We start from the raw sequence: 15,002 nt of genomic DNA, 5'->3' as shown, positions 1-15,002 counted from the left end.
GCCCCTCGCTTGGGCTCAGTAAGGCTGGCTGGCATTCAGTGACTCTATGGTGTCGACCAACTCGTCATAGCCTACGGGCTTGTTCAGATGCCGATCGAAGCCAGACTGCCGCGATTTATGCTGGTCGGCACTGGCACCATAGCCAGTCAGAGCGATTGCAGGCGTATTGCGCAGGTGTGGCAACTTGCGCAATGCCCCGATCAACGCATGACCATCCATGCCCGGCATGCCGATGTCGGAGAGAATGATGTCGTAGTTGCCGGTGCCGGCTGCGGCCAAAGCTTGAGTCGGATCGCTGAATGCAGTGACCTCGGCGCTTTCCATTTCCAGTAGTTGCTGCATGACATCGAGCACGTCGGGTGAGTCGTCTACCAGGAGTACGTGCACGCCGTTCAGACGCCCGGCCTCTTGCTCGTCACTGGTGCGTGCATCCGCCTGTGGTTGGTTTTGACAGCATTCGAGGCGTACGGTGAACGTGCACCCGTGGCCTAGCCCTGCGGACTTGGCCACCACGCTGCCTCCGTGCGCTTCGACCAGCTGGCGCACCAACGACAGGCCAATCCCCAGCCCTTCGCGTCCGAGCGGCGCGATCGGCGGTTCGGCCTGACTGAACAGCTCGAAAATGCTCTCCAGACTCTCCGGGTTCAGGCCGATGCCGTGATCGATCACGTCCAGCTGCGCCCAGCCGTCGCGGCTCGACAGCACCATATGGATGTCGCTGCGGGCAGGGCTGAATTTCATGGCATTGTTGAGCAGGTTCCAGATGATCTGCTCGAGGCGCGTGTTGTCGCCGTCGATGTACACAGCGCTTTGGCTGGCCGGTAGATCGAGGATGACGCTGCACGGGTATTGCTCGCTCTGCACCACGGCATGGATGCCGCGCAAGATGGCGCACAGGTCCACGGGTTGGGTCTTGAGCTTGAGCTTGCCGGTGCGGATGCGGGCTACGTCGAGCAGATCGTCGATGATCCGCGCCTGGCTGGTCACCGCTTCGCAAATCACGCCTACTGCCTTGCTGGCGGCGCTGGCACCGCTCAACAGTGGCAGGCGGCGCAGGATTTCGGCGTTGAGCTGGATCAGATTGAGCGGGTGCTTGAGCTCGTGGGACATGACCGCGAAGAACTCGTCCTTCAGATGGCTGCTGTTCTGCGATTCGGCCAGGCGTTTGGTTTGCTCGTCGTGCAGGCGCTTGTGCCCGGTCAGATCGCGGGCGATCTTGACATAGGCCAGACGGTTGCCGGCCAACTGCGTGACTTCGCCACTGCAGTAGAAGCGGCTGCCGTCCTTGCGCACGTGCCAGCGTTCATCCTGGCCCCGGCCTTGGTGTCTGGCTTGGCGCAGGTCGCGTTCCGGTATGCCGTTACGGCGATCGTCCGCACTGAAGATCAGTTCGAAATGGCGACCGATCACTTCGTCCTTGGCATAACCGAAAATCAGCGCAGCGCCGGTGTTCCAATCGGTGATCACACCGTGCTCGTCGAGCAGGATGATGGCGAACTCATGGGTGCTTTCGGCCACCAGACGCATGCGCTCTTCGCCCAGGCGCAGGTTTTCTTCGGCGGCGCGGCTCTGGCTGATGTCGATGAAGGTCAGTACGGTGCCGTCGATGTGCTGCTCGCTGGAGCGGTAAGGCAACAAGCGCGCCAGATACCAGTGCTGATTACGTCCAACAACCTCGCGTTCGATGGTGGTTTCACGCTCGGCCACGGCCCGTGCGTCGTCGGCAAGCTCTGGGTATTCCAGACGGTGGGTGATGTCGAGCAGCGAGCGTCCGGTATCGACCGGTAGCATGCTGAAGATGTCGGTGGCACGCGGCGTGAACCAGCGGATGTGCAGGTTGCGGTCGACGAACACCGTGGCGATATCGGTCGAAGCGATCAGGTTGCTCAGGTAGTCGTTGACCTTGTCGGTTTCCTCGACCTTGGTCTTGAGCTCATAGTTGACCGTGAGCAGTTCTTCGTTGATCGACTGCAACTCTTCTTTGCTGGTCTCCAACTCTTCGCTGGCCGAGCGCAGCTCTTCGTTGACGGCCTGCATTTCCTGGTTGGAAGCGGTCAATTCCTCGCTGGAAATCTCCGACTGCTCGATGGTTTCCTGCAACTGCAGACGTGTGCGTTGCAGCTCACCTTCGAGGGTAGCGAGGATCATGTCGTCGGTTTGCTGAATACCGGTGGTCACCGCTACCGGACGGTCGGGCTCGCGCTCTTCGAACACCACCAACAGGCATTCGCTGCCGCTGGGCTCGTCGGTATGCGGCTGGACCAGAATATCGACCTGGCTGCTGTCGAGGTTGACCGAGCGCGAGGTCACCGCCTGTCCGGTGTGCTGGGCTTGCAGAAGCGTGCTGCGCAGCGCTGGGCGCAGCGGCGCCAGGACCAGGTTGAGCAGGGTGCGGCTAAGCTCGCCGCCCATGTGCCGCAGGAAGCGCCCGGCGCCCTCGCTCATATGCAGAATATGACCATCGGGGTCGACGATCAGGCTTGGCGGAGTGCGCCGGGCCAGAGCGCGGTGGTGGATTTCGGCGTAGGACAGCTTGCGCCCCGGCCGGCCCTTGGCCTTGGCCGGCTCGGTACTGACTGGGCTGTCGCTCGACGCAGGCAGCTGGCTGGTAGGCCGCGCACGGCTCTGTACCTTGCGCGCGCGGAAGATGCGGTTGCGCTTGTCGATGGGTGTGAACAGCTCGGCGGCGACGTCGGCCGATTCGGAACTGCCAAGGAACAGGTAGCCGCCCGGGCGTAGCGCATAATGGAACATGCGCAGAATTTCGCGCTGCACGTCGCGGTCGAGGTAGATCAGCAGATTGCGGCAGACCACCAGGTCCAGGTGCGAGAACGGCGGATCGGACAGCAGATTGTGCCGGGCAAACAGCACCTTTTCCCGCACTTCCTTGCGCACCCGCAGGTGCTGGTCTTCCTTGACGAAGAACTGGCGAATGCGTGCGGGCGTGACGTCGGCTGCGATGGACTCGGTATACAGCCCGGCGCGCCCCTGGGCGATGGCACGCTCGTCGAGGTCCGTGGCGAACACCTGCACCTTGGCACTGCGCTGCTCCACGGCCAGTTGCTCGATGACCATCATGGCCACACTGTAGGCCTCCTCGCCCGACGAGCAGCCGGCGGACCAGATGCGCATCTCGTGATGCTCCAGCGGGTCGTCGCGGTCGCTGACCAGCGCGGGCAGCACGTGCCGCTCGAGCGCTTCGAAGGCTTCACGGTCGCGGAAGAAGTTGGTCACGCCGATGAGCATGTCGGCCAGCAGGGCCTGGGCTTCCTCGGGTTGGCCCTCCAGGTAGCTGAGATAGCCACGCAGGTCGGTCTGACCGGTAACGTGCAGGCGCCGCTCCAGGCGGCGCAATACGGTGGCGCGCTTATAGTGTTGGAAGTCGTGCCCCGTGCTGTTGTGCAACTGCGCGAGGATGTCGTCGAGCAGGGGGTCGGCGCGTTCCGGGTCGGCCTGCTCGGTCCCCATGGCGGGAGGGCGTTGATCGTCGTCGATTCTGGGCAAGTTCACCTGCCGCGCAGTGCGCCACAGCTCCATGAGTTTTTGAGGGATCTGCGCTACCGGCAAAATCACGTCCACCTGTCCGGTTTCCAGCGCAGCACGCGGCATGCCTTCGAATTCGGCATCGTCAGGGCTCTGGACCAGCGTCACACCGCCTTGTTCCTTTATTCGTGAGAGGCCTACGGCTCCGTCACTGCCATTGCCCGACAGCACCACGCAAAACGCGTGTTCCTGGTGCACGTCGGCCAGGTCGCGGAAGAACAGATCGATGGCCGTGTGCGTGCTGCCATACCGTTCGGCGCGGCGTACGCGCAGGTAACCATCGTTGGTGGAGAGGCGGTTGGCGGGCGAGATCACATAGATGTGGTTCGCTTGAATCGGCACTGGCTCGGTGACCTGCCGCACCGGCATCGACGTACAGCGCTGGATGATCAGATCGGCCTGGCTGTGGTGGTCCGGCGACAGGTGCAGGACCACGACGAAGGCCATGCCGGTATCGGGGGGGGTGTGCTCGAAAAAACTGCAGATGGCTTTCAGGCCGCCGGCCGAGGCGCCGATGCCCACCACTGGAAAGTCCAGGTGGCTGGGGCTCAGGTATTTATTCTTCGGGCCCGCAACGGTGGGCTTTGGGGAGCATGGGGTCATCGGCAGTGCCTTGGACGAGCTGAAAAGATCCTGGAAGCAGTCACCAGGTAAAAGGACTGCGAGTATAGGTCTGTTGCGGACGGATCTACGACAGTCAAAGGTAAACATCAGCCACAAACCTGGCCGGGACTCGATATCTTGGCAAAGGGCACGCAATTTCCCGTTTCGACCAGCCTGCGCAAGAAGCTTCGCACCGTTTGTCAGCTGACCTGAGGCGTCATGCAATCATCCCGCTCGCACCGCGTTCACAGTGTGTACAGCGTTCGCAGCCGGGACGCTGCCTTCGACCTCATAGCCAGTAGGGAGAACACCATGGCGCGCGATACCGAGCAGCCCAGCCAACGCGGCGGCACCAAGCAGACCAATGCCGGCAATTTCGCCAACGATCCGGACCGCGCCGCCCGCGCGGGCCAGAAAGGCGGCAAGGTCTCGGGTGGCAATTTCGCCAACGACCCGCAACGCGCTTCTCAAGCCGGACGCAAGGGCGGCCAGAACAGCCATCGGGGCAGTGGTGCGCAGTAGTCGCCTACGCAACGTCCAAGCCTTTGCTAGGCTGGATGGAAGACCCCACGTGGATCTGTTTCCCCGTGGGGTCGTTTCTTTTTCGTCTGAAGGAGAATCACGATGCTCGCATTGACCTACCAAGGCGCAGGTGAGTTGCAGTTGCTGTCGGTGCCGGACCCCGTCCTTCAGCAGGACGATGACGTGCTGGTGCGGGTGACGCTCTCGGGTATCTGCGGATCGGATTTGCACCTGTACCACGACAAGATTCCCAGCGTTCAGAAAGGCGACATTCTCGGCCACGAATTCATGGGCACCGTGGTCAAAGTCGGCAGTGCAGTGACCGCCGTGGCCGAGGGCGATCGGGTGGTGGTGCCGTTCATCATCGCCTGTGGCGAGTGCTACTTCTGCAAGCAACAGCTGTACGCGGCCTGCGAAACCACGAACCCCACACCCACGATCATTTCCGGCGAGCACCCCACCCACAGCGGGGCCGCGCTGTTCGGCTACGGGCACCTGTACGGCGGCGTGGCAGGCGGACAGGCCGAATACGTGCGCGTGCCCAAGGGCAACGTCAACGCCTTCAAGGTACCCGACGGCATCTCCGACGAGGCGGCACTGCTGCTCTCCGACACCCTGCCGACCGCCTGGCAGGCCGTGCTCAATGCCAGGGTCGGCGAAGGCTCTTCGCTGGCCATCTTCGGTGCCGGGCCGGTCGGCCTGTTGGCAGCCGAATGCGCGCGCATGCTGGGCGCAGGGCAGATCTTTCTGGTGGACGAATACAGTTACCGGCTCAAGTTCGCGGCCGATACCTATGGCGTGATTCCGATCAACTTCTATCACGACAAAGATGCCGCGCGGACCATCCTCAAACAGACCGAGGGCGAGCGTGGCGTCGACGCCGTCATCGACGCGGTGGGTTTCGAAGCCAGCGGCACCACGCTGGAGTCGGTGATGAACATGTTCGGTTTCGAGGGCAGCAGCGGCAAGGCGCTGCGCCAATGTATCGAAGCCGTGCGCCGTGGCGGCATCGTCAGTGTCGCGGGCATGTATTCGGGGTTGATGCACAGCCTGCAACTGGGGGCGGCGTTCGACAAAGGTCTGTCGTTCCACATGGGCAAGACCCACGTCCATAAGCATCTGCCAGAACTCTGCGAGCACCTCTTGGCCGGCAAACTGCATCCCGAGAGGCTGATCACCAACCGGTTGCCGCTCAAAGATGCCGTGCGCGGCTACGAGATGTACGACGAAAAACGCGATGGTTGCTGCAAGGTGGTGCTGCAGTTGGGCAGCTGACCATTCTCCTGATCCAGACCACGGCCTGATAACCGGCACATCGCCATCAGGCCTTTGGTACAGGCGCGTCGATTTCTTTTGAATTTTCCCGAACTCCGTCGATCAACCACACGTCATCCATGGAGAATTAGGAGGGCCCTTCGATGCCAGCTCCACAGCTTTATATCATCGACTACCGACTGCATGACCAAGAGCGCAGTTTCATTATCCGTCTTGAGCGTATGGACAATGCAGAGGCGTGGCATTGGGCTAGCTGTGACGCCGGGATCGGGATCATCCCCAAGTTCGGTCGTGAGAAGATTCGCAAAGTGAGCCGGCCGATGGCCGAGCGCTATGGCATTACCGAGGTGCATTGGCGTCTGTCCGGTAGCCGTGAAACCCAGCCAGGCGGTCAAGCCCCTGTGTCGCACAAGCGCGGTGGTGGGGAAGACGTATCGAGCGGCGGCGAAACGACCGTTCTGGCCTGATGTCACCGGCCTCTGCGGGTATGCGCATGTCCGGCATATTTTCCGCCTTGGCAGGGGCCTGATGCTTCAAGTATCTCGATGCCGTTGACGCAACGTCTTACGTGCATCGTTCTTCATCTCTTCCGGTTTTTCTGCCCTGACGCAGTACAACGATCTTGTGGCTACCCCACAGCCTGCCTTAGCGTGAACGCTGCGCTCGAATGAGATTGGTCCTTAACCACGCCGCATCAAGTTAAGGCGCGGAACCGTTGTGCTCGTCACTTTCTCCACACAGCGAGCGTTCGAGCCTATCGGAAGGCCGGCCTGAGCCAACTGTCGAGCTTGTCAGGTTGAATTTGCGCATGTCCTCGATGCTTTTGCAGGTGAAGAGAGGCAATGGGAGGTAAGGGCAGTGGTCCCAATTGCAGCTGAGAACAGAGGAAACAAAGCTAGCCTCAGGCAGTAATTGATAAGCAGCATGCATCAACCCATGAAAAACTAGCACTAATCGTTTCAAGATGTGTCATTCATACTTCAGCATCAAGCGTAACAAGCATTTCAAGAATATCGCTGGAGAACGACCATGCATGCTTCACCTTCCGCTGCGGGTTCTGCCCGATCCCGAGCCGCAGCTGTGTTCCGCGTCACCTCAGGCAACTTCCTCGAACAATTCGACTTCTTTCTGTTCGGCTTCTACGCCACGCAGATCGCCAACGCATTCTTTCCAGCTTCCAGCGAGTTCGCCTCGTTGATGATGACCTTCGCCGTCTTCGGTGCAGGGTTCCTCATGCGGCCGCTGGGCGCCGTGGTGCTGGGTTCCTATATCGACGATGTCGGCCGGCGCAAAGGGTTGATCGTGACCTTGTCGATCATGGCCAGCGGTACGCTGCTGATCGTGCTGGTGCCCGGTTATGCCAGCATCGGCCTGTGGGCACCGGCACTGGTCCTGGTCGGCCGGCTGCTGCAGGGCTTCTCGGCCGGTGCGGAGCTGGGCGGCGTCTCGGTCTATCTGTCGGAAATGGCCACGCCTGGACGCAAGGGCTTCTATACCAGTTGGCAGTCCGGTAGCCAGCAAGTGGCGATCATCGTCGCCGCCGCGTTGGGCTATGGCTTGAACCAGTGGATGACGCCGACCCAGATCAGCGAAGGCGGCTGGCGTATCCCGTTCGCCGTAGGCTGCATGATCATTCCGTTCATCTTCCTGCTGCGCCGCAACCTGCAGGAAACCGAAGCCTTCGCCAAGCGCACCCATCGCCCGACCATGAGACAGGTGATGGCCACTCTCGCCAGCAACTGGGGCATCGTGCTGGCTGGCATGCTGATGGTGGCGATGACCACCAGCGCGTTCTACCTTATCACCGTATACGCGCCGACCTTCGGCAAGACCGTGCTCAACCTCAGCACTACCGATGCTTTGCTGGTGACGTTGCTGGTCGGCGTTTCGAACTTCTTCTGGTTGCCCATCGGCGGCATGCTCAGCGACCGTTTCGGCCGCAAACCGATGCTGGTGGCCATGACCGTGATGACCGTGTTCACCGCGTATCCGGCGTTGTCGTACCTGGCCCAGGCCGCAAGTTTCTCGCACATGCTCGAAGTGTTGCTGTGGTTCTCGTTCCTGTATGCGATGTACAACGGCGCGATGATTCCGGCACTCACCGAGATCATGCCGCCGGAAGTGAAGGTGGCCGGTTTTTCCCTGGCTTATAGCCTGGCGACCGCACTGTTCGGCGGCTTTACCCCAGCCATGTCGACCTGGCTGATCCATCTGACCGGCGACAAGGCAGCGCCTGCCTATTGGGTGACATTCGCCGCCGCCTGCGCCTTGTGCGCCACGCTGGTTCTGTACCGCCGGCTGGCCGCGCAACCCCGTCTCGCCGTTTGATCATCAGGAAAAGCATTTATGCACGCACTGCGTAAAACACCTTTGGCCACCTTCTTCCTGGCCTGCTTAGCCCTTACCGGAACGGCGCATGCCGAATCCCTGAACGTCATGACCTCGGGTGGTTTCTCTGCCGCCTATCAACGCCTGGGGCCACAGTACGCCAAGCAATCGGGTGACACGCTCACCACGATTTCAGGGCCTTCCATGGGCCAGGCCGCCGAGGCGATCCCCAATCGCCTGGCCCGTGGCGAGCACGCCGACGTGGTGATCATGGTCGGCTATGCGCTGGACGAGTTGATCAAGCAAGGCAAGGTCGACCCCGCGTCGCGGGTGGAGCTGGCCGATTCGCGCATCGGCATGTCGGTCAAGGCCGGCGCGCCCAAGCCGTCGATCGCCACGGATGCCGAGCTCAAGCAAGTGCTGCTCGGCGCCAAGTCGGTGGCCTATTCGGACAGTGCCAGTGGCGTGTACATCGAGAGGGAGCTGTTCAAGAAGCTGGGCATCGAGGCGCAACTCAAGCCCAAGAGCAAGATGATCGAACGTACGCCTGTGGGCTCGGTGGTCGCGAAGGGCGACTATCAGCTCGGTTTCCAGCAGGTCGCGGAACTGCTTCCGGTGGAAGGGGCGTCCTTCGTGGGCAAGATCCCGGAAGACCTGCAATCGGTGACCCGTTTCGCCGCCGGCATCCCGGTCAACGCCGACCATCCCAAGCAGGCCAAAGCGTTGCTCGATTACCTGGCGTCCCCTGCCGTACAGCCTACCGTGCAAGCCACCGGCCTGGATTCAGTCCCCCACTGAAGTAGGCTGCATCTCACGGATCCGCGTTTCCAGCTCCAATGCCGCCGGGGTCAGCGTTCGACCCCGGCGCTTGATCACTCCCACATCGCGGTACACCTGCGGCTCTACCAGCGGCACGCTCACCAGCATCGGGTGATCGCCGATGGGCATGGCGATCGATGGCACTGCCGCAACGCCAAGACCCGCTTCGACCAAGCCCAGCATGGTGGTGACGTGCCGCGTCATGCACACGCTGGGGCGGGCAGGGCGCAGGGTCGAGAGTGCCTGGTCGAGCAGCAGGCGGTTGCCGGAGGTGTTGTCCAGACCGATGTAGTCATGGGTGAACATCTCTTCCCAGGTGACGCTGTCGTAGCTTGCCAAGGCATGGTCCTTGCGGCAGGCCAGCACATAGCGCTCGTGCAGCAGGCGTTCGAACTCGAGCTCCGGCGCCAGGTTGCCAGTGAAACTCAAGCCAAAATCCGCCTCGCCGAAGGCCACGGCCGTGTTGACGTCGTTGGCACTGGCATCGAACACACGCACGTTGATGTTGGGGTAGGCGCGGTGGAAGGCACTGATCACCGTCGGCATGAAGTAATAGGCGGTGGAGGGCACGCAGGCGATGGTGACCTTGCCGGTCATCATGAAGCTGCTGTCGCCCAGGGTCATCAAGGCGCTGTCGACTTCATCGAGAATGCGCTCGGCGCGTGGAAGGAAGGCGCGGCCGACGCTGGTGAGGTCGACCCGGCGCGTGGTGCGCACCAGGAGCTTGACGTTCAGGGCGGTTTCCAGCTTTTCGATACGCCGGCTCAGCGCCGGCTGGGTGATGGAGATCGTTTCGGCGGCCTTGCGGAAGCTGCCGTGTTCGACGACGGCGCGGAAGGCCAGGAGGTCGTTGAGATCGAAATTGAGGGACATAAGGGGGCCCACGAATTGGGAGTGAGCCTAGGGCTCGAGGTTGGGGGCCGACTTTACGTGAGTTGATCATCGTGGGCCAATGCAGGTCGGTGCCGAACGGTATTGCGGTGGTGGGACGTTGGATAAAAGGCTAGGGTAGATGCGCCTAAACGCGTCGAGACGTATTGACTGCACCTTGGGCACATACAGGTTAATTCGACTAAATGAATATTTAGTCGAGTTAGCCGTGGATACCTTGTTGGGCGGAGAGAGTGAGGCCAGCTCAAGACCCGTTGTAGATCCGCGCCCAAACAGGTTCGATCAGCCTTTATCGAGCCACGAACGTTAGTAAAGGATACTTTTCATGCCCATTTATCTGGCTGCCGACCACGAACTCCTGCCTGGCACTGCGCTGGTGGTTGAAGCTCCAGCGACTGAAGGCCCGAACGCCGTGGTATTCGAAGACGACGGCGAAACCGCCTATTTCTATGCGCTCGATGCGACCAACGACAATGAGCCTATCCAAGATGCCTTGCACATTTACGATGTGCAGCAGATTTCAGATCGGGATAGGCCTTCCAATCTGCGTGTAGGTTGGTCGGAGGATCATCGTAAAGCAGTGTTGTTGATCAACGATTATCCCCATGCCGTGTTCGATTTCGAGAGCAAGCGTGGATATTGCCGCAGTGGATTTCCGGAGGCGTCGGGTACGTTGTGGTCGCGGTCGGGACATCAATGGACGGATGAGGCACTGGGTTTGTTCGAGTAAGGCAATCGGCAGTCGTCTGGTGGATGCATGCGGATTGAAGGCTCGATTGCCAACGCTAACGAGAGGCTTCGACGCGCTTTGGGCGGGCTGAATTGAGGATTGGTTGGTTAAGACTCGGCGGTTTTGAGTTTTTCGAGCGCTAACGTTGCTCGTATGACTTGGCTGACGCTGTAGGTTGAGCCTGAGGCTTTGTCGCTGAAATCCAGCTGCCAATGTATTCAGTTCGGGGATGGGTCCTGATGGTTGCTGGCGTAGCCAGGTATGGTGAGCTCCAGTGAATGATGGGATTCGCTCGATGAACGAGGCGTGAGTTCTGCTAGGAAGCCTTGAAAGTTTTGCAACGGTTGGATTTCTGATTGGGGCGATCAATCTTGGGGCCTGCGTCGCATCTGATTACTTGGGCACCTGCAGGAGTAGGCAAAGCTTCGTTAGGTGGATGCTGTTATAGCGTTGGGTCTGGTTAAGGGTGATAGCTGGTTTACGCGGTCTACTCACACTTGCCTAAAGCACAATCGCCGGATGCGCATAATGTGCATTATGTTAAATAGGGTATTATTTCGTTCTTCTCCCCGGTCATTTAGTTTTAGGCCTTGCTGTCGAACACCGCGTCAATTGCGCCAATCGCGTTTTGAGTGGAAAGTCCCCTCCAGCACCCTCAAGCCCTTGCATTCCGGGCGCCTCAGCACATCCAACTCTCTGATCTGGCCGGTTCTTTCAACGAAATGAGTGGAAAAATTCCTCCACCACGAAATCCTAACCTGCTGATTTATATAACTTTTCAATAAATCGCTCTAAATGGAATAGCTCCCTTGCCCAAGGAGGAATTAGTGGAATCAGTTTTGACGATACGAAACCTCACCAATCCTGGAGCCCGCGTAGGACAAGGGTTCCAGGGCAATTTGAAGGTTTGAGTGGACATTCCGACCCACCAATCCCTGAGACGTAATGAGTGGACATTCCATCAAAACACCGACCCGCCCGACATGCTCTATCTAGCAATCGGCAGCCCTGGACAGAAACAAACAGAACGCCCTGAACCGGAGTTATCCGCAGCTGCTAGATCCCCTCAAACCCCTGTGGCTCCTGGCCTGCACATTATCCACCTAATTGCGCACAGCAATGCTCGCCGGCGTTCCTGCTGATCCAAATCACGCTCAATTGAATGCAAATCAAGGCGAGAACGCCGTACGGCCGATCGGCGTTTCCTGAGATTTTTGCGGCCATCCTTTAAAACAATGAAAGGAAAATCCATACGCCCATTTCACCAAGAAAGCCCTGAAGCCTCCGGAAACCGGGCACTTCCCAAAATCCAAAGAAATGAGTGGACATTCCAAATGGTTTTTCCATTTAAATCTTTGAATGGAAAAACCATTCGCGATTTTCCACTCATTCTTTAGATCGGTGCTCTCAAGTGAGGCCTTCAAACGTTCACCTGCGTTTTCCAAAAATTGGTACTCAGCGTGTGCCTCGAACCGGCACCACCAGCGACTTCAACACACTCCAGCAACCAGCAAAAAAAGCAGCGACCAGAAAGCCCGGCTATACCAGAGCCCCTGCCAAGCTCGAAGCGCCGGCCCAAACCGGGCAATAGCCAATATTTACTTAAATGCCTATATAGACCAAAACCCCAAAACACGGAGTGTCAGTGATCGAGGCATGACAATTAACGCCTAACTCAACCCAAAGAACAAAAAACAAAAACTAGAACCCAAAACCAAAAAACCAAAACCATACCCAAAGAATAATTAGTGGAAAAACCATGCGACCAAATAGTCATGCTAAAAATTTGTTAAGCGATAACTGGAACTCTTGCCGTTGAGCAGGGAAAGTTGCAACAAAGACCATCAAGGGCTAACATCGATCAATGTCAATCAGTTTAGGTTAGGGGAGCCGAAAAATGCAGAAGCAAAAACACAAGCAGATGCAACCACCCTGCCCTAACTTCCAATTACTTCCATTACTGGAAGTTTCTTACTACAGCAAAACCATACGGTAACGCACACAATGTCTACGCAGCCAATGCCTCTTTTCGAGTCCTATGAGATCTTCATTGATTTGGACTTTAGCTTGCGTACACCTGGTATGGCTTGCGTTCGTGAATACATCGAGAAATTTTCAGCTTCAGTAGACGCCATCAAGGGCTACCTAACAGCCCGTGACTTTCTGAGAGCGTTCTCGGATAACAGCCTGACATTCACTTCTTATAGAACCCATGTTGAGCGGCTGCTGCTGTGGGCTCTCATCATCAAGCAGAAGCCTTTTGACCAGCTCAAACGCCAGGATGCGGAAGACTACCTGGAGTTCTGCCGTAATCCTCCAGCAGACTGGATTGGCCCGGTCGTACGCGGCCGTTTCGTGACCAGCGATCAGACCGAATCCGCTTGGGGTGATCGTGTCATGCCCAACAAGAAATGGAGGCCATTCAGCCTGAAGCAATCCAAGGACTCATTGAATGAGCTGAAGTCAGGGCCAGACGCTACCTCCAAGGATGCAGAGCCTTGCGTGGCTGCGAGCGTCAGTCGGTACAAGCCTTCTCCGAGTACCCTCAATCAGATCTACACGATCTGCAGCCGGTTCTTTGAGTACATGATCGAAGACGGGACAGCTGCGGCGAACCCTTTCCGGATGATAAAGAAGCGCACCCTCAACCGTGGAACGCCACAAGAGGAAGGCTCGAATCGCGCCCTGACGCCCTTGCAGTGGGACTATGTGCTGGAGACCGCTGAACGGATGGCCCAGGATGAGCCTGAGCGACACGAGCGCACTCTATTCATCGTCGCCACACTGTTTGCCATGTATCTCCGGGTCTCCGACATCGTTGGCCGGCCGAACTGGCACCCGGTCATGGGTGATTTTCGCCAGGATCCAGAGGGCAACTGGTGGTACCACGTGATCGGGAAAGGCAACAAGGCCGGTAAGGTCGCAGTCAGGGATGAGTACGTCTCCAAGTACCTGAAGCGCTACCGCCGGTTTGTTGGCCTTTCGCCGTTGCCGGAATGGAACGAGCAGACGCCTCTGCTTATTACTCTTCGAGGTCGCTCAGGGCTGTCGGGGCGACAAGTACGCGCCCTCCTCCAATCAGTGTTCGATAACGCCGTCGCGCGAATGCGCGATGAGGAGCGCGAAGAACACGAGATGAATAGCCTGCGTGCAGCGTCTGCGCACTGGCTGCGGCATACTTCTGCAACTTTTGACGCGCCGCTGCGGAGTCCAAAGGATCTGCAGATGGACTTGCGCCATAGCAGTCTCAGCACCACTCAGAACGTCTATTACCACTCGCACGATCAAGAACGTAGTCTCTCTGTGCGTGGCGTGGGCATGCGCGACAGGGGTTAACAATCCCATCGCGTCCATAGCACTTATCTTTACCAGGCGGCATTGGAGCCTAAATCAGCCGAACACAGTCAGTCGCGACTGTGCTAACCAACTTCAAACAGTTGAATACATCAGTGCCAAGTTGCTAAGGGATAAGCTGCGCTGCTTGGTATGGCATTGGTGCATAGACCCGTAATTCAGCACTGTTGAGTGCATCCTAATCATCAGGTTGCGCGTACGCATGCTCCATACGTAATATGTCAATATGTGTAAAATAACAATAATGGAGGCATTTAAATGCCCGGCAAAAAGTCCATCTCATGCACTCGCGCTCGAACCAAAAAATGGTTTGGCACCCGCCCATTATCTGTTGCCCAGAAGAAACTTGTAAGGCTTAGCCAATTCCAAGCAATTGGTTGGTTTTTCAAGGCCGTCGACATCATCGCGGAAGGATCCTTGCTGGATCAATTGAACGGAATGTTTTGTTTCGACCGCGAAGTTGATCAACTGGGCATCGGAACTGACGCCCCAATACATCTATATGCTCTGCTAACTGGGATGAGAGATTCTTCGTGGCTTGGTGCTTGATCGGTACGCGCGAGCGAGAGCTTGCCAAGCAACTGATTGCTGACGGAGCCCACAACTTCTGGCCCGACATGCGTTTCTACGAAGCCGACTGGGAAGACCGTGCTCAAGCGTGGCTGGCCAATCACTCCACGGGCGAACCTGATCACGCACAGTTTGAAATCGTGAGATTCGTAGGCCAATCGCCTCGAATTCCCCTCCAGTTCGCACAATAGAATCGAGGTGCAACGGGCGGCTCTGCTCATCTGATTGTTGAGTCTTCAGGATCAGGAACAGCGCCGATGATAAGCCCACCTGGCCATCCTGGGGTCACTGCGAGTCATGCGCTGCTTCGCGGTTCCATCTGTGTAGCGCATTGCTTGGCCCAGCCGGGCATCGCGAACTGTATTTA

General features: G+C 58.4%; 10 protein-coding genes. 8 read left to right on the top strand and 2 right to left on the bottom strand.

What is annotated here, in order from left to right:
- Positions 1 to 15: 15 nt before the first annotated feature.
- A complete protein-coding gene (locus AA0Z93_RS19040; RefSeq protein ID WP_413047426.1) occupies positions 16 to 4,146 on the bottom strand; it encodes a CheR family methyltransferase in 4,131 nt (1,376 codons plus the stop codon).
- 312 nt (positions 4,147 to 4,458) lie between these two features.
- Here AA0Z93_RS19040 and AA0Z93_RS19035 point away from each other — a divergent pair, with 312 nt between their 5' ends.
- The 5 genes from AA0Z93_RS19035 (at position 4,459) to AA0Z93_RS19015 (ending at position 9,069) form a co-directional block, all read left to right on the top strand.
- Positions 4,459 to 4,668 carry a general stress protein gene (locus AA0Z93_RS19035; protein WP_413047427.1) on the top strand — a complete coding sequence of 70 codons (210 nt, stop codon included), beginning with the start codon at positions 4,459 to 4,461 and terminating at the stop codon, positions 4,666 to 4,668.
- Positions 4,669 to 4,770: 102 nt separating this feature from the next.
- Complete coding sequence (locus AA0Z93_RS19030) at positions 4,771 to 5,943, top strand: zinc-dependent alcohol dehydrogenase (RefSeq protein WP_413047428.1); 1,173 nt, start codon at positions 4,771 to 4,773, stop codon at positions 5,941 to 5,943.
- 143 nt (positions 5,944 to 6,086) lie between these two features.
- Complete coding sequence (locus tag AA0Z93_RS19025) at positions 6,087 to 6,410, top strand: DUF6555 family protein (RefSeq protein WP_413047429.1); 324 nt, start codon at positions 6,087 to 6,089, stop codon at positions 6,408 to 6,410.
- Positions 6,411 to 6,972: 562 nt separating this feature from the next.
- The gene (locus AA0Z93_RS19020) at positions 6,973 to 8,271 is read left to right on the top strand and encodes an MFS transporter (RefSeq protein WP_413047430.1); all 1,299 of its coding nucleotides are present in this window, start codon (positions 6,973 to 6,975) and stop codon (positions 8,269 to 8,271) included.
- 18 nt (positions 8,272 to 8,289) lie between these two features.
- Positions 8,290 to 9,069 carry a substrate-binding domain-containing protein gene (locus AA0Z93_RS19015; protein ID WP_413047431.1) on the top strand — a complete coding sequence of 260 codons (780 nt, stop codon included), beginning with the start codon at positions 8,290 to 8,292 and terminating at the stop codon, positions 9,067 to 9,069.
- Here AA0Z93_RS19015 and AA0Z93_RS19010 read toward each other — a convergent pair.
- Positions 9,055 to 9,963, bottom strand: a complete 909-nt coding sequence (locus AA0Z93_RS19010) for a LysR family transcriptional regulator (protein WP_413047432.1) — start codon at positions 9,961 to 9,963, stop codon at positions 9,055 to 9,057. The two genes, AA0Z93_RS19015 and AA0Z93_RS19010, sit on opposite strands and share 15 nt — an antisense overlap.
- A gap of 343 nt (positions 9,964 to 10,306) precedes the next feature.
- Between AA0Z93_RS19010 and AA0Z93_RS19005 the strand changes: the two genes are divergently transcribed.
- The 3 genes from AA0Z93_RS19005 (at position 10,307) to AA0Z93_RS18995 (ending at position 14,614) form a co-directional block, all read left to right on the top strand.
- A complete protein-coding gene (locus AA0Z93_RS19005) occupies positions 10,307 to 10,711 on the top strand; it encodes a DUF2251 domain-containing protein (RefSeq protein WP_413047433.1) in 405 nt (134 codons plus the stop codon).
- 2,004 nt (positions 10,712 to 12,715) lie between these two features.
- On the top strand, positions 12,716 to 14,047 hold the full coding sequence (locus tag AA0Z93_RS19000) for a tyrosine-type recombinase/integrase (protein ID WP_413047434.1): 1,332 nt from the start codon (positions 12,716 to 12,718) through the stop codon (positions 14,045 to 14,047).
- A gap of 276 nt (positions 14,048 to 14,323) precedes the next feature.
- Positions 14,324 to 14,614 (top strand): hypothetical protein, encoded by a 291-nt coding sequence (locus tag AA0Z93_RS18995; protein WP_413047435.1) that lies wholly within the window; start codon positions 14,324 to 14,326, stop codon positions 14,612 to 14,614.
- Positions 14,615 to 15,002: the final 388 nt, after the last annotated feature.

Source organism: Pseudomonas phoenicis, assembly GCF_047302395.1.
Lineage (GTDB): Bacteria > Pseudomonadota > Gammaproteobacteria > Pseudomonadales > Pseudomonadaceae > Aquipseudomonas.
Note: the sequence above shows the minus strand (reverse complement) of the source record. Positions and strands in the feature narration are given on the sequence as shown.

Bases quoted from the DNA above. Each gene is read 5' to 3' on its own strand.
- AA0Z93_RS19010 (WP_413047432.1), bottom strand. From the start codon at position 9,963: ATGTCCCTCAATTTCGATCTCAACGACCTCCTGGCCTTCCGCGCCGTC.
- AA0Z93_RS19040 (WP_413047426.1), bottom strand. From the start codon at position 4,146: ATGACCCCATGCTCCCCAAAGCCCACCGTTGCGGGCCCGAAGAATAAA.
- AA0Z93_RS19000 (WP_413047434.1), top strand. From the start codon at position 12,716: ATGTCTACGCAGCCAATGCCTCTTTTCGAGTCCTATGAGATCTTCATT.
- AA0Z93_RS19020 (WP_413047430.1), top strand. From the start codon at position 6,973: ATGCATGCTTCACCTTCCGCTGCGGGTTCTGCCCGATCCCGAGCCGCA.
- AA0Z93_RS19025 (WP_413047429.1), top strand. From the start codon at position 6,087: ATGCCAGCTCCACAGCTTTATATCATCGACTACCGACTGCATGACCAA.
- AA0Z93_RS19030 (WP_413047428.1), top strand. From the start codon at position 4,771: ATGCTCGCATTGACCTACCAAGGCGCAGGTGAGTTGCAGTTGCTGTCG.
- AA0Z93_RS19015 (WP_413047431.1), top strand. From the start codon at position 8,290: ATGCACGCACTGCGTAAAACACCTTTGGCCACCTTCTTCCTGGCCTGC.
- AA0Z93_RS19005 (WP_413047433.1), top strand. From the start codon at position 10,307: ATGCCCATTTATCTGGCTGCCGACCACGAACTCCTGCCTGGCACTGCG.
- AA0Z93_RS19035 (WP_413047427.1), top strand. From the start codon at position 4,459: ATGGCGCGCGATACCGAGCAGCCCAGCCAACGCGGCGGCACCAAGCAG.
- AA0Z93_RS18995 (WP_413047435.1), top strand. From the start codon at position 14,324: ATGCCCGGCAAAAAGTCCATCTCATGCACTCGCGCTCGAACCAAAAAA.